10 protein-coding genes are annotated in these 13,904 nt (G+C 72.1%); 6 read left to right on the top strand and 4 right to left on the bottom strand.

The features are described from left to right. The first annotated feature begins 105 nt into the window (after positions 1–105). Positions 106–1,806, top strand: coding sequence for an NAD(P)/FAD-dependent oxidoreductase (locus KAK07_RS14590; RefSeq protein ID WP_210851701.1), 1,701 nt, complete (start codon positions 106–108; stop codon positions 1,804–1,806). Between the two features lie 74 nt (positions 1,807–1,880). Beyond that, positions 1,881–3,023, top strand: coding sequence for a GGDEF domain-containing protein (locus KAK07_RS14585; protein WP_210861529.1), 1,143 nt, complete (start codon positions 1,881–1,883; stop codon positions 3,021–3,023). A gap of 31 nt (positions 3,024–3,054) precedes the next feature. Here KAK07_RS14585 and KAK07_RS14580 read toward each other — a convergent pair whose 3' ends face one another. Further along, positions 3,055–3,942 (bottom strand): sigma-70 family RNA polymerase sigma factor, encoded by an 888-nt coding sequence (locus KAK07_RS14580; RefSeq protein WP_210851699.1) that lies wholly within the window; start codon positions 3,940–3,942, stop codon positions 3,055–3,057. Positions 3,943–4,126: 184 nt separating this feature from the next. On the opposite strand from KAK07_RS14580, the gene KAK07_RS14575 reads away from it, so the two are divergent. Beyond that, positions 4,127–5,314 (top strand): acetyl-CoA C-acyltransferase family protein, encoded by a 1,188-nt coding sequence (locus tag KAK07_RS14575; RefSeq protein WP_210861526.1) that lies wholly within the window; start codon positions 4,127–4,129, stop codon positions 5,312–5,314. 235 nt (positions 5,315–5,549) lie between these two features. Here the strand turns inward: KAK07_RS14575 and KAK07_RS14570 are convergent, their stop codons facing one another. Next, positions 5,550–7,379, bottom strand: a complete 1,830-nt coding sequence (locus KAK07_RS14570) for a GGDEF domain-containing protein (protein WP_210861524.1) — start codon at positions 7,377–7,379, stop codon at positions 5,550–5,552. A gap of 2 nt (positions 7,380–7,381) precedes the next feature. Beyond that, entirely contained in the window at positions 7,382–8,602 is a 1,221-nt protein-coding gene (locus KAK07_RS14565; RefSeq protein WP_247664378.1) for a M14 family zinc carboxypeptidase, read from the bottom strand. A 91-nt stretch (positions 8,603–8,693) separates the two neighbouring features. Here KAK07_RS14565 and KAK07_RS14560 point away from each other — a divergent pair, with 91 nt between their 5' ends. After that, on the top strand, positions 8,694–10,163 hold the full coding sequence (locus KAK07_RS14560; RefSeq protein WP_210851696.1) for an AMP nucleosidase: 1,470 nt from the start codon (positions 8,694–8,696) through the stop codon (positions 10,161–10,163). Between the two features lie 13 nt (positions 10,164–10,176). Here KAK07_RS14560 and KAK07_RS14555 read toward each other — a convergent pair whose 3' ends face one another. Beyond that, the gene (locus tag KAK07_RS14555; protein WP_210851695.1) at positions 10,177–10,659 is read right to left on the bottom strand and encodes a discoidin domain-containing protein; all 483 of its coding nucleotides are present in this window, start codon (positions 10,657–10,659) and stop codon (positions 10,177–10,179) included. Positions 10,660–10,919: 260 nt separating this feature from the next. Here KAK07_RS14555 and fusA point away from each other — a divergent pair, with 260 nt between their 5' ends. After that, a complete protein-coding gene (gene fusA, locus KAK07_RS14550) occupies positions 10,920–12,980 on the top strand; it encodes an elongation factor G (protein WP_210851694.1) in 2,061 nt (686 codons plus the stop codon). Positions 12,981–13,169: 189 nt separating this feature from the next. After that, a complete protein-coding gene (locus KAK07_RS14545; RefSeq protein WP_210851693.1) occupies positions 13,170–13,892 on the top strand; it encodes an energy transducer TonB in 723 nt (240 codons plus the stop codon). Positions 13,893–13,904: the final 12 nt, after the last annotated feature.

The raw sequence follows: 13,904 nt of genomic DNA, 5'->3' as shown, positions 1-13,904 counted from the left end.
CTGCGGCCCAACTTGCCGCCAGCAAAGACATGCCCCCAAGCTCACTTCGTTCGCTACCCCCCAAGGGGGCCGCCAGTCCCTTCGGAACGGCCGTGCGGGACTGACATGCTTCGCATCACCGAACTGCGCCTGCCGCTGAACCACGCCGAGGACGCGCTGCGCCCGGCCATCGTCGCCCGTTTGCGGCTGCCTGACGACGCCCTGCTCGGGTTCGAGGTCTTCCGCCGTGGCTATGACGCCCGCCGCAAGAGCGACATCCAGCTGGTCTACACGCTGGACTGCACGCTGGCCGACGAGGCTGCGGTGCTCAAACGCCTGCACGGCGACCACCACATCCGGCCGACGCCGGACACCCGCTATCGCTTCGTCGGCCACGCGCCGGCCGACTTCTACACGTCCGGCGAGCGGCTGCGGCCGCTGGTCATCGGCTTCGGGCCCTGCGGCATCCTGGCCGCCCTGATCCTGGCGCAGATGGGTCTGCGGCCGATCGTGCTGGAGCGCGGCAAGACGGTGCGCCAGCGCACCCAGGACACCTGGGGCCTGTGGCGGCGCAGCGAGCTCAACCCGCAGTCCAACGTGCAGTTCGGCGAAGGCGGCGCCGGCACCTTCTCGGACGGCAAGCTCTGGAGCCAGATCTCCGACCCGCGCCACCTGACGCGCAAGGTGCTGACCGAGTTCGTCAAGGCCGGCGCGCCGGAAGAGATCCTGTTCGTCAGCAAGCCCCACATCGGCACCTTCCGCCTGGTCAGCATGGTCGAGAAGATCCGCGCCGACATCGAGGCCCTGGGCGGCGAGATCCGCTTCGAGCAGCAGGTCACCGATCTGCTGATCGAGCGCGGCGCCGACGGCCAGCGCCATGTGCGCGGCGTCACGCTGGCCAGCGGCACTCAGCTGCGCGCCGACCACGTCATCCTGGCGCTGGGCCACAGCGCGCGCGACACCTTCGCGATGCTGCATGAGCGCGGCGTGCAGATGGAGGCCAAGCCCTTCTCGATCGGCTACCGCATCGAGCACCCGCAGGGCGTGATCGACCGCGCCCGATTCGGCCCCAGTGCCGGCCACCCGCTGCTGGGTGCGGCCGACTACAAGCTGGTGCACCACGCGAAGAACGGCCGCTCGGTCTACAGCTTCTGCATGTGCCCCGGCGGCACCGTGGTGGCCGCCACGTCCGAGCCGGAGCGCGTGGTCACCAACGGCATGAGCCAGTATTCGCGCAACGAGCGCAACGCCAATGCCGGCATCGTGGTGGGCATCTCGCCCGAGGACTACCGCCAGGACCGGGGCGGCAGCGGCCCGGTCAACCCGCTCGACGGCATCGCCTTCCAGCGGGTGTGGGAGTCGCGCGCCTATGAGCTGGGCGGCGGGCGCTACATCGCCCCGGGCCAGCTGGTGGGTGATTTCATCAAGCGCCAGCGCGGGCCGGCCGCGGGCTTCGGCACGGTGATGCCCTCGTACAAGCCCGGCGTGCACCTGACCGACCTGAGCGAGAAGGGGCGCGAGAGCCTGCCCCCCTACGCGCTGGAAGCCATCCGCGAGGCCCTGCCCGCCTTCGAGCGCCAGATCAAGGGCTTCAGCATGGCCGACGCGGTGCTGACCGGCGTCGAGACCCGCACCTCCTCGCCGCTGCGCATCAACCGCGGCCGCGACTACCAGAGCCTGAACACCCGCGGCCTGTACCCGGCCGGCGAGGGCGCGGGCTACGCCGGCGGCATCATGAGCGCGGGCGTGGACGGCATCGAGGTGGCCGAGGCGCTGGCGGCCGCGGTGCTGGGCGTCCCGGCACCGGGCGTGAAGACGGCGGCTTGACGCCAGCGCCGGCGGGCGCGACGATCAGCGTTTTCACGGCGCCGCGTCGGGCGCCCCGTCTTCGCCTGTCCCCGGTGTCCACCCTGCCCCCGTCGATGTTGCCGAACGCCTCCGGCAGCGGCCCCAATGCCGAGTTGCGCATGCTGCGCAACCTGCTGCTGGCCGGCTGCGTCGCGGTGCTGGTCAACGCGCTGCTGGAGTTCTCCCACGGGCGACTTTCGCCCTGGGACCGCTGGGCCTATCCGCTGATCACCGTCGTGTTCGCCTGCGGCGCGGCGATGCTGCAATGGCGACCGCGCTGGGAGCGGCTGGTGCGCCGGGTCACGGTGGTGACGCTCAACGTCTATCTGGGTGCCGCGCTGTACCTGGTGCTGCTGGCCCAACACGGCCCGCCGGACCTGTACCAGCTGGTCAGCAACCTGTACTGGCTGCCGCTGACCTATGGCTGCGCCTTCATCTTCCTCAGCCGGCGCGACGCGCTGATCGTCTCGGCCTGCATGTACGTCACGCTGTTCGGCGGCATCTTCTGGCTGCTGCAGCACGGGGTGATCGACCCGGGCCCGGTGCCGCTGGGGGTGATCCTGTCCAACGTGGCGATCGCCCAGCTGATCTACGTGGTGCTGCTGCTGGCCATCTCGAACCTGCGCCTGGACTACCTGCGCACCCGCGAGCGCGCCGAGTGGATGCAGCAGATCGCCGCCTCCGACCCGCTGACCGGCGTGGCCAACCGCCGGGCGCTGAATGAGCGGCTGGTGGGCTCGATGGCGCTGCTGGAACGCCACGGCCAGCCGCTGTCGCTGCTGCTGCTCGACATCGACGAGTTCAAGCAGATCAACGACCAGCATGGCCACGCCTGCGGTGACGCGGTGCTGGTGGAACTGGCCGGGCTGATGTCCGAGCAGTTGCGCGTGTCCGACCAGCTGGGCCGCTGGGGTGGCGAGGAATTCCTGGTGCTGGCCGCCAGCACGCCGCTGGAGGCCGCGGTGGAGCTGGCCGAGCGCATCCGCAGCGCCACCCAGGCCCACCGCTTCAGCCACGGCCAGCCGGTGACGGTGAGCATCGGCGTGGCGCAGGCGGTCGCGGGCGAGCGGCCTGAACAGCTGGTGGCGCGGGCCGACGTGGCCCTGTACGAAGCCAAGCGGCGGGGGCGCAACCAGGTGCGGCTGCACCGCCTGGACACGCAGCCGGGCACGCGCGCCGGCACCGACACGCGCTGACCCGGACCGGGCCGCGCCGGCGTGAGCGGCCTCAGGTCTGGAGCTGCCGGTGCGGGTGCGCCAGCACCTGCTCGACCATCTCGCCCCAGGCGCCCTGCGGGCTGCGGCGCAGTTCTTCCTCGCGCTGGCGCATCATCTCGATGAAGGCGTCGGAGGACTTGTCGGGGTGGGGCGCCGCCACGCGGTCGGTGGCGCGGCGCTCGCCGCCCTGGACATGGGCCACCGCGCGGCGCACCACGGCGTGGTAGATCTGCGAGACGCGCGACGGCGTCACCTTCAGCGACTGGGCCACCTCGACCGGGGTCAGGCCGACGCCCAGGTAGGCGTCGATCACCATGCGCTCGCGCTCGGGCAGCTCGGCAAAGAACTTCTCCAGGCGGCGCAGCACGATGCCGGTGTCCACGCGGGCCTCGACCTCCTCGCGCGGCGTGGCCGGATGGAAGTGGCGCTGGCCCTCGTCGTCGGTCTCGTCCACCTGGACCTGGTGGCGGCCATGCTGGTCGGCCTGCAGCAGCGAGCCGATCTCGTCGGCGTCGATACCGGTGCTGCGGGCCAGCTCGCCCAGGCTGGGCTCACGGCCGCTGTCCTGGCGCAGGCGCTCGCGGGCGATCTGGATGACCTTGATCTTGCGGCGCTCGCCGCGGGTCAGGAAGTCCATCTGGCGCAGCTCGTCGAGCATCGCGCCCTTGACCCGCATGCGCGCGTAGCGCACGAAGGCCTCCTGGGCCTCGGCGGAGTCGCGGTCGCCGTCCCACTCGAAGCTCACCGCGGCCTGGGCCACGGCGATCAGACCGACCTGGATCAGATCGGCCCGCTCGACATTGGCGGGCAGGTGGCGCACCAGCGCCTGGGCCTGCTTGCGGACCCAGCTCTGGTTGCGGGCGATGAGGACTGACGGCACGCCGTCCATGGAAATCATGCGACGATCTTAGGAAGCCGGGCGCCCGGCCATGGGTTTTGAAGGCCTGCTTTTGGGCCCGATATCTGCGCCTGGGCGGCCCCCGCCCGGCTTGACAGCCCCGCCGGGCGCTGTCAGGCCGCTGCAATCCGGCGGTCGCACACTGGCCGCGTACCCCCGACAACCTGGATCTGAGGAGACTTCCATGACCGCTTCCCGTGACGTTTTCGTCGTCGGTGCCGCCCGCACCGCCATTGGCACCTATGGGGGTGCCCTGAAGGATGTGGCGCTGGCCGACATCGCCACGCTGGCGGTCAAGACCGCCGTCGAGCGCTCGGGCGCCGGTGCCGAGAGCGTCGGCCACCTGGCCATGGGCACGGTGGTGGTCACCGAGCCGCGTGACGCCTACCTCAGCCGCGTCGCCGCGGTAAACGCCGGCATCCCCAAGGAAACGCCCGCCTTCAACGTCAACCGCCTGTGCGGCTCGGGCCTGCAGGCCATCGTCTCGGCCTCGCAGGCCATCCTGCTGGGCGACTGCGAGATCGCGGTGGGCGCCGGCGCCGAGAACATGAGCCGCGGCGCCTACCTGCTGCCGCAGGGCCGCTGGGGCGCCCGCATGGGCGACACGCCGATGATCGACATGGTGGTGGGCGCGCTGCACGACCCCTTCCACAAGATCCACATGGGCATCACCGCCGAGAACGTGGCCGAGCAGTACGGCATCACCCGTGAGCAGATGGACGCGCTGGCTGCCGAAAGCCACCGCCGCGCCGCCGCGGCCATCGCCGCCGGCTACTTCAAGGAGCAGATCGTCCCGGTGGTCACCGCCAGCAAGAAGGGCGACATCGTCTTCGACACCGACGAGCACGTGAAGGCCTCCACCACGGTGGAATCGCTGTCCAAGATGCGCCCGGCCTTCAAGAAGGACGGCCATGTCACCGCCGGCAACGCCTCGGGCATCAACGACGGCGCCGGCGCCGTGGTGCTGGCCAGCGGCGAGGCGGTGAAGGCCCGTGGCCTCAAGCCGATGGCCCGCCTGGTGGCCTACGCCCACGCCGGCGTCGAGCCCACCATCATGGGCATCGGCCCGGTGCCGGCCACCCGCCTGGCGCTGAAGAAGGCCGGCCTGACGGTGGCCGACCTCGACGTCATCGAGTCCAACGAGGCCTTTGCCGCCCAGGCCTGTGCGGTGGTCAAGGAACTGGGCCTGGATCCGGCCAAGGTCAACCCCAACGGTTCGGGCATCTCGCTGGGCCACCCGATCGGCGCCACCGGCGCAATCATCACCACCAAGGCCCTGTACGAGCTGCAACGCGTCGGCGGCCGCTACGCGCTGGTGACGATGTGCATCGGCGGCGGCCAGGGCATCGCCGCGATCTTCGAACGGGTCTGATAGGGCACCCGGCGCCGGGGGTACCCGGCGCCACCCGCCTGGCGGGTGGGCCGGGCGGCTTGGGGCGGCCCGGCGCTCGCCCGGCCACCCCGCCGCAACGCTCTTCGTCCCTCTGACCAGAGCCTCCCTCCCGGAGGGAGGCTGGAGGGAGCCCATGCCCATGCTGGAGCCCCTTCCCGGAGGGTGCTCGGGGAAGCCCAACGCATCGGCCGCAGGCCGGAACCGGGTGTGCGGCTCAGCCGCACACCCGGTTCCGGCCTTCGCGCTTGGCGCGGTACAGCTCGCGGTCGGCGGCCTGCACCAGGTCCTCGGCCACCGGGTCGGCGGCATCGCCGGCCACGCCGATGCTCACGGTCACGCGGCTCAGTGTGGGGTGCAGGCCTTCCACATCCATGGTCGCCACCAGCCGGCGCAGCTTCTCGCACACGCCGCGCGCCGCCGCCAGCGGCGTCTCGACCAGCACGACCAGGAACTCCTCGCCGCCGTAGCGGCCGACCAGGTCGCCCTGGCGGCAGGTCTGCAGCAGCAGCCGGCCGATGCGGCGCAGCACCTCGTCGCCCACATGGTGCGAACAGCGGTCGTTGATCGCCTTGAAGTGATCCAGGTCGATCATCGCCACCGCCAGCGGGTGGCCGTGGCGGCGGGCGCGCTCGCGCTCGCGCATCAGCATGCTGTCGAGCCAGCGTCGGTTGGCCACGCCGGTCAGGCCGTCCTCGCGCGCCAGCTGGCGCAGCAGCTCGGCCTGGTGGCGCAGCGCCCGCACCAGTTCGTCCTTGTGGCGGTCGCTGGCACGGGCGATGTCCAGCGCCTCGGCCAGCGCATCGCCGCGGCGGCGCTGGTGCTCGGCATCGCGGTGCACCACCTTCAGCTCGCTGCCTGCCAACAGCGTGCGCAGGCGGCGCTGCACCGCCTGGCCCTGCACCCGCTGCAGACAGTCGTGGAAGGCCTGGTGGTGGCGCAGCGCGGCCTCGAACTCGCGCTGCTGCTCGTGCCAGCGCGACAGCGCACGGTGCACCCGGCCGGCCAGGTGGTCGGCCTGCAGCCGCTCGGCGCCAGACAGGGCCTGCAGCAGCAGCGGCCGCGCGTCGCTGCTGTCGCCCTGGCGGCCGCGCAGTTCGCCCAGGCTCAGCAGCACCTCGGCCTCGGCCAGCGGCTGGCCGCCGCGGCGCGCCGCGGCCAGGGCCTCGTGCAGCAGCCACTCGGCGCGCTGCGGCTGGGCCAGGCCCTGGTGCGCCTGGCCCAGCGCGTGCAGCGCCGAGGCCAGGTCGTCGATGCGGCCGCTTCGGTGGGCCACGGCCAGCGCGCGCTCCAGGTGGGACAGCGCCTCCTCGGGGTGGCCGGTGCGGGCCAGCAGCCGGCCCAGGCCGGTGCGGGCCGACGCCTCCAGCGCCGGGTCGGGCCATTGCTCCAGCACCGCCAGCGCGCGCAGGTGGAATTCGGTGGCGCGGCCGGTCTCGCCCAGCTCGGCCAGCACGGTGCCGATGCTGGCCAGGGCATGCGCCGTGGCGCGCTCGTCGCCCAGGTCCTCGGCCAGCTCCAGGCTGGCGAAGAGGCAGGCCAGCGCGTCGGCGAACTGCGCGGTGTCGCGCAGCAGCAGGCCGATGTTGTTGAGCACGCCGGCTTCGCCGATGCGGTCGCCCAGGTCGCGCCGCACGCTCAGGCTGCGGTGGTACAGCGGCAGCGCCTGGGCGTGGGCGCCGCAGGCGGCATGCAGGTTGGCCAGGGTGTTGGCCGCCTCGGCCTCGCCGTGGCGGTCCTCCAGGCCGACGAACAGCTCCATCGCCTGGCCCAGCCGCTCATGCGCCGCCTGCTGGTGCTGCTGGCGCGTGCCGCCGGCCGGAGCCACGGCCAGCGCGCTCAGACACTGGCCGGCGCGCAACAGGGCGCGCGCCAGATCGCCCTGTGAATCGAGCGCCCGCGCCAGCACCTCGGCCTGTTCGCACAGCGCCAGCGCCTCGGCGGGAAAGCGGCTGCGCAGGCTGCCGGCGCGGGCCAGGTGCTGGGCCAGCTGGGTGCGCGCGTCCGTCGGCAGCGGGGGCGGAGGGGCCGTGGACGCGTCGTTCATGCTCAGCGGGCCGGCCGGTCCAGGGGTTGGCTCTGGGCCATCTGCTCGCGCCGGCGGTCGATCCAGCCGCGCAGGTCGGTCCACATCGCCGCCATCTCGTTGCCGGACACCTGGCGCGCGTTGCGCAGCTCCAGCGTGACGACCGGCACGCGGCGCACCACACCGCCGTAGTTGCCCAGCGAGCCGGGGTAGATGCCCACCTGATCCAGGTGCAGGCTGCCCAGCTTCTCGGGCGGTGGCGGCGGGCCGTCGAAATCGAGCACGCCGTAGGGCGCGTGCACCGAGACGATCAGGTGCGGCTTGAACTGGTCGACCTGGGCCTGGACCCAGCGGGTCTCGGGCTCGGACATCGCGCTCGGGCCGGGAAAGCGGCGCGGGTCCTTGCCGGTGCGGCTGGCCCAGTAGGCCTGGGCGGCACGCTCCCACTCGGGCGTGGGGAAGTTGCGGTTGAGGTCCACGCCGCGCGCATTGACCCGGGTCGAGGGCTTGCGCATCAGGCCGTCGGGGTTGACCAGCGGCACCATGCGCCAGTGGATGCCGGGGTCGGCCGCCTTGACGGCCCGGTCCAGCCAGTCGAAGACGACATTCACGCTGGCCATCTCGTCGCCGTGGATGCCGCCCAGCACCAGCACGCGCAGGCGTGGCGGTGCGGCCGGACGCACGTCACGGAACCACAGCGGCACGCCACGCACCGAGCGGCCATCGCCCGGCAGCAGCGCCGCCTGCTGGCAACGCGCCGCCGTCAGATCGACCAGGAAGCTGCTGACCTGGCGGCACCAGGCGGCGGCGTCGGGCGGCCGGGGGGCATCGTTGCGCGGCGCCGCGCTGGCCGCCGATGCCGCCGCCGCCGCGAGCACCGGCGCCGCGGCCTTGGCGGCGATCGGGGCCGAAGCCGCTGGCGCGGGGGCGGGCCGCGGCGCCGGTTTGGCTGCCGGCTTGGCCGGCGGCTTGGGCGCGGCCTTGGGTGCGGCCTTGGGCGCGGACGCCGAGGCGGATGGGGGCGCTGCCTTGGGCGCTGCCTTGGGCGCTGGCTTGGGCGCTGGCTTCGGCGCGGGTGTGGGCACCGGCTTCGGCGCCGGTCTGGGCGCCGAACCGGACGCTGACGCCGACGCCGGCGCCGCTGACGGCCCGGGCGCCGGCATCGCCAGCGGGACGCCGGCACCGCAGGCCAGGGCCAGCGCCAGGCAACCGTGGCGGATTCGTTGGCGGGTCGCGGAATTCATCTGTCGCGAGTGTAGGCGGCGCCCGCGACGGCCTGAACGCCGGGCTTGCCGAAGATCATGACTTGTCATCACCGGGGGCCACAATCGGTGCATGACGGACGCCCCCTTCTCCCCCCGCCAGTCCTTTGACGATGCCGACGCCGCACTGGCCTGTGTGCAGTCGCTGTACCAGACCCAGGTGACCCACCTGCGCCAGCAGTTGCAGGCCTACGTGCAGGGCCAGACACCGCCGCGCCGGGTGCGCGCGCTCTACCCCAGCGTGCGGGTGCACACCCACACGGTGGCGCGCGCCGACACCCGGCTGAGCTTCGGCTTCGTCGCCGGCCCGGGCGTGTTCGAGACCACGCTGACCCGGCCCGACCTGTTCGCCGACTACTACCGCGAGCAGTTCCGCCTGCTGCTGCGCAACCATGGTGTGTCGCTGGAGGTGGGCCTGGGCCACCAGCCGATCCCGGTGCACTTCTGCCTGGCCGAGGCCGACCACGTGGAGGGCTCGCTGAGCGCCGAGCAGCGGCTGCGCCTGCGTGACTTCTTCGATCTGCCCGACCTGGCGGCGATGGACGACGGCATCGCCAACGGCACCTACGAGCCCGGCCCGCGCGAGCCGCAGCCGTTGTCGCTGTTCACCGCACCGCGGGTGGACTACTCGCTGCACCGGCTGCGCCACTACACCGGCACCGCGCCCGAGCACTTCCAGAACTTCGTGCTGTTCACCAACTACCAGTTCTACATCGACGAGTTCATCCGCCTGGGCCATGCGCTGATGCAGGACCCGGCCAGCCCCTACGAGGCCTTCGTCGAGCCCGGCAACGTGCTGACGCCGCGCAGCGGCAGCGCGCGCAGCGCCGGCGGCACGCCGCCGGCGCGGCTGCCGCAGATGCCGGCCTACCACCTGGTGCGCCCGGGCAGCGGCGGCATCACGATGGTCAACATCGGCGTCGGCCCGGCCAACGCGAAGAACATCACCGACCACATCGCCGTGCTGCGCCCGCACGCCTGGATCATGCTGGGCCACTGCGCGGGCCTGCGCAACAGCCAGCAACTGGGCGACTACGTGCTGGCCCACGGCTATGTGCGCGAGGACCATGTGCTCGACGAGGAACTGCCGCTGTGGGTGCCCATCCCGCCGCTGGCCGAGGTGCAGCTGGCGCTGGAGCAGGCGGTGGCCGAGGTCACCCAGCTGGCCGGCTACGAGCTCAAGAAGATCATGCGCACCGGCACCGTGGCCAGCACCGACAACCGCAACTGGGAACTGCTGCCGCACCCGGGTCCCGAGCGCCGCTTCAGCCAGAGCCGGGCGATCGCGCTGGACATGGAAAGCGCCACCATCGCCGCCAACGGCTTTCGCTTCCGGGTGCCCTACGGCACGCTGCTGTGCGTCAGCGACAAGCCGCTGCACGGCGAGATCAAGCTGCCCGGCATGGCCAACCACTTCTACCGCGAGCGGGTGGACCAGCATCTGCGCATCGGCATCCGCGCGCTGGAACTGCTGCGCGAGGCCGGCGCCAGCCAGTTGCACAGCCGCAAGCTGCGCAGCTTTGCCGAGGTGGCCTTTCAGTGAGCGACGGGGCGCGTCAGGGCGCGGTGTGCACCAGCAGTTCGCCCACCGAGTACAGGCCGTCGCCGTTGCTGGCGCTGATCCGGAAGTAGCGCACCGGCCCGGGCTGGAAGCCCAGGCCCTTGACGCGGTCCGGGTCGCCCTTGACGGTGGAGATCGTGTCCATGCCGAAGTTGATCTCGCTGTCGGCGGCGCGGATGTTCAGCACGCGGGTCCAGGTCTGGCCGTCGACCGAGGCCATCACCTTGTAGTCGTCGTTGTTGTCGACAGAAATGGTCAGGCCGGTCATGTCGACCACCTCGCCCAGGTCGATCTTCACCTTGGCCGCCGCGTCGCGCCACCAGGCGGTGTTGGTGGTCCAGTCCTGGCCTTGCGCGGGCCAATCGCCGTCGTAGGCGAACGAGCAGCCGGTGACCGGAGCGCTGCAGCTGACGGTGGCCGCCGCCGCCGGGAAGGCCAGGCACAGACCCAGGCCCACGCCCAGGAGAGAAGTGAACACGCGCATCAGGCATCCTCAGGTTGTTCAGGGTGGCCTGGAGTGTGGGCAGGCACGCCGGCTCCGCCCATCCCACATCGCGCTGTCCGGATTCGGGGCCGCAGACCGTTTTCCGGCGCGGATGCCTGATCTGTCTCAAGGGTCGCGCGACAGCGCTTGCGACCCGCGGGCCGCAGGCGTAGGCTGATCCGCACGAAAGATCCACGGCCCGCCCCTTCCGCGGCGCCATCGCGCCCCGGCGGGCCCGGACGAGGAGATGCCTCATGTCAAGCGCATCCTCGGCGGCCGCACTGGCCGCCATGCACGCGATCCGTACCCTGGCCCTGGTGGGCCCCGCCGCCGCCGGCAAGACCAGCCTGAGCGAGGCACTGCTGGCCCAGGCCGGCGCGATCGGCGCCCCGGGCTCGCTGGAGCGCGGCACCACGGTGTCCGACTTCGACCCGATCGAGAAACGCCTGCAGCACTCGCTGGCCAGCAGTGTGATGCACCTGCAGCACCTGGACACCCGCCTCCACCTGATCGACACCCCGGGAGCGGCTGAACTGGCCGGTCAGGCCCTGCCGGCGCTGGAAGCGGTGGAGACCGCCGCCGTGGTGATCAACGCCGCCGCCGGCATCGAGGCCGGTGCGATCCGCATGATGGAGCACGCTGCGCGGCGCCATCTGGACCGGCTGATCATTGTCAACAAGATCGACGCCCCCGGCGTGGACCTGCAGGCCCTGCTGGGCCAGATCCAGGCCACCTTCGGCAAGGAATGCCTGCCGCTGAACCTGCCCTCGGCCGGCGCGCTGCGGGTGGTGGATTGCTTCTACAACAAGACCGGCTCGGCCGATTTCTCCAGCGTGGAGGCGGCCCACCGCGCGCTGGTGGAACAGGTGGTGGAGGTCGATGGCGACTTCGTCGAGCGCTACCTGAACGACGGCGATATCGACGCCAGCGAGCTGCACGCCCCGCTGGAGGAAGCGCTGCGCCAGGGCCACCTGATCCCGGTGTGCTTCGTCTCGGCACGCAGCGGCGCTGGCGTGAAGGAACTGCTCGACGTGATCGTGCGCCTGCTGCCCGACCCCACCGAGGGCAACCCGCCCGATTTCCTCAAGGGCGAGGGCGCCGAGGCGCAGCCGATGCACGCCACGCCCGATCCGTCGGCGCACGTGCTGGCCCATGTCTTCAAGGTGACCAACGACCCCTTCGTCGGCAAGATGGGCCTGCTGCGCGTGCACCAGGGCACGATCACCCGCGACAGCCAGCTCTACGTGGGCGACGGCCGCAAGCCCTTCAAGGTGGGTCACCTGTTTCGCCTGCAGGGCAAGGAGCACCAGGACGTGGACCGCGCGCTGCCCGGGGACATCGTGGCCATCGCCAAGGTCGATGCGCTCCACTATGACGCCGTGCTGCACGACGCCGCCGAGGACGACCACATCCATCTGGCGCCGCTGGCCTTCCCGCTGCCGGTGCACGGCCTGGCGATCGAACCCAAGCGCCACGGTGACGAGCAGCGGTTGTGGGAGATCCTGCAGAAGCTGATCGACGAGGATCCCTGCCTGCGCATCGAGCAGCATGCCGGCACCCACGAGACCGTGGTCTACGGCCTGGGCGAGCTGCACCTGAAGCTGCTGCTCGAGCGCATGAAGGAGGTCTACCGCTTCGAGGTCGACACCCACCCGCCCAAGGTGGCCTACCGCGAGACCATCGGCGGCCGCGCCGAGGCGCAGTACCGCCACAAGAAGCAGACCGGCGGCGCGGGCCAGTTCGGTGAGGTGCACCTGCGGGTGGCGCCGCTGGGCCGCGGTGAGGGCTTCCGCTTCATCGACGCGGTCAAGGGCGGCACCATCCCGACCAACTTCATGCCGGCGGTGGAAAAGGGCGTGCGCGAGGCGCTGGACGGCGGCGTGCTGGCCGGCTACCCGGTGGTCGACATCGAGGTCACGGTCTACGACGGCAAGCACCACAGCGTCGACTCCAAGGAGATCGCCTTCGTCACCGCGGCACGCAAGGCAACGATCGCCGCCATCCTGGAGGCGCAGCCGGTGCTGCTGGAGCCGATCGTCGATGTCGAGATCAGCGCGCCCGGCCACGCCACCGGCGACATCACCGGCGATCTGTCGTCGCGCCGAGCCCAGGTGGCCGGCACCGATGGCGGCGTGGGCCAGATGATGGTGGTGCGCGCCCAGGCCCCGCTGGCCGAGCTGACCGGCTACCAGACCCGGCTGAATGCGCTGACCGCCGGCCAGGGCCACTACACGCTGGCCTTCAGCCACTACGAGCCGGTGCCGCCGGCACAACAGGCCAAGCTGGCGGCCAGCTTCAAGCGCATGGATGACTGAGCGAGTGCCCACACCCATCTGAGGCTTGATGCTGACACGGCCGCCCCGGGGGGCTCCCCTGGGGCGGCCGTGTGCTGTGGGCAGCTTGATCGGGGCTTGGCGGGGCCTGGCGGGGCCTTTCAATTGCCATTGCGAATCATTCGTATTTGTTATACGATGTGATCCAACGCCCCTCCTGCCCTGCCCGCCATGCCCACCACCGCCCCGGTTTCCGCCGCCGTCCTGCCCGACCTGGGCGGCGTGCTGCGCCAGGCCCAGCGGCACACCGGCCTGCCGCCGGCCGGCCGCCGCACGCTGGTGCTGGGCGTGCTGGCGGCCCATGGCGCGCTGGCCTGGGGTCTGTGGCAGCTGGACGGCGTCCGCCAGGCGGTGCAGACCGTGCTGCCGCTGCAGGTGAGCTGGATCGCGCCGCCCGCCCCGGTGCCGGTGCCGCCGCCACCGCCGTCGCCAGTGACCCCCCGGCCACTGCCGCGCCCGACGCCGGTGATCGCCGCGGCCCCCTCGCCGGCACCGGCGCCGGCGGCGGCCATCCGCGTGGCGCCTGAGCCGGCGACCGCCGAGCCTGCACCGCCTGCCCCGCCCGCCCCGGCTGCGGTGGCCGCCCCGGCGCCGCCGCCACCGGCCGCACCGGTCGCGCTGCCCAGCTCGGCGCTGCGCTACCTGGTGCCGCCTGCCCAGGTCTACCCGCTGACCTCGCGCCGCTTGCGCGAACAGGGCACGGTGCTGCTGCGCCTGGTGGTCGATGCCCAGGGCCTGCCGCAGCAGGTCAGCCTGCACCGCAGCAGCGGCTTCGCGCGGCTGGACGAGCAGGCGCTGCAGGCCATGCGCGCCGCCCGCTTCGCGCCCCACACCGTCAACGGCACCGCCGTCCCCTGGACCGCGCTGGCGCCGCTGGCCTACGAACTCGAGTGAACCCAGGACCTC

Origin of the sequence: Ideonella alba, assembly GCF_018069875.1 — a bacterium.
Taxonomy (GTDB): domain Bacteria; phylum Pseudomonadota; class Gammaproteobacteria; order Burkholderiales; family Burkholderiaceae_C; genus Ideonella; species Ideonella alba.
Note: the sequence above shows the minus strand (reverse complement) of the source record. Positions and strands in the feature narration are given on the sequence as shown.

Bases quoted from the DNA above. Each gene is read 5' to 3' on its own strand.
- KAK07_RS14565 (WP_247664378.1), bottom strand. From the start codon at position 8,602: ATGAATTCCGCGACCCGCCAACGAATCCGCCACGGTTGCCTGGCGCTG.
- fusA (WP_210851694.1), top strand. From the start codon at position 10,920: ATGTCAAGCGCATCCTCGGCGGCCGCACTGGCCGCCATGCACGCGATC.
- KAK07_RS14545 (WP_210851693.1), top strand. From the start codon at position 13,170: ATGCCCACCACCGCCCCGGTTTCCGCCGCCGTCCTGCCCGACCTGGGC.
- KAK07_RS14570 (WP_210861524.1), bottom strand. From the start codon at position 7,379: ATGAACGACGCGTCCACGGCCCCTCCGCCCCCGCTGCCGACGGACGCG.
- KAK07_RS14580 (WP_210851699.1), bottom strand. From the start codon at position 3,942: ATGATTTCCATGGACGGCGTGCCGTCAGTCCTCATCGCCCGCAACCAG.
- KAK07_RS14590 (WP_210851701.1), top strand. From the start codon at position 106: ATGCTTCGCATCACCGAACTGCGCCTGCCGCTGAACCACGCCGAGGAC.
- KAK07_RS14575 (WP_210861526.1), top strand. From the start codon at position 4,127: ATGACCGCTTCCCGTGACGTTTTCGTCGTCGGTGCCGCCCGCACCGCC.
- KAK07_RS14560 (WP_210851696.1), top strand. From the start codon at position 8,694: ATGACGGACGCCCCCTTCTCCCCCCGCCAGTCCTTTGACGATGCCGAC.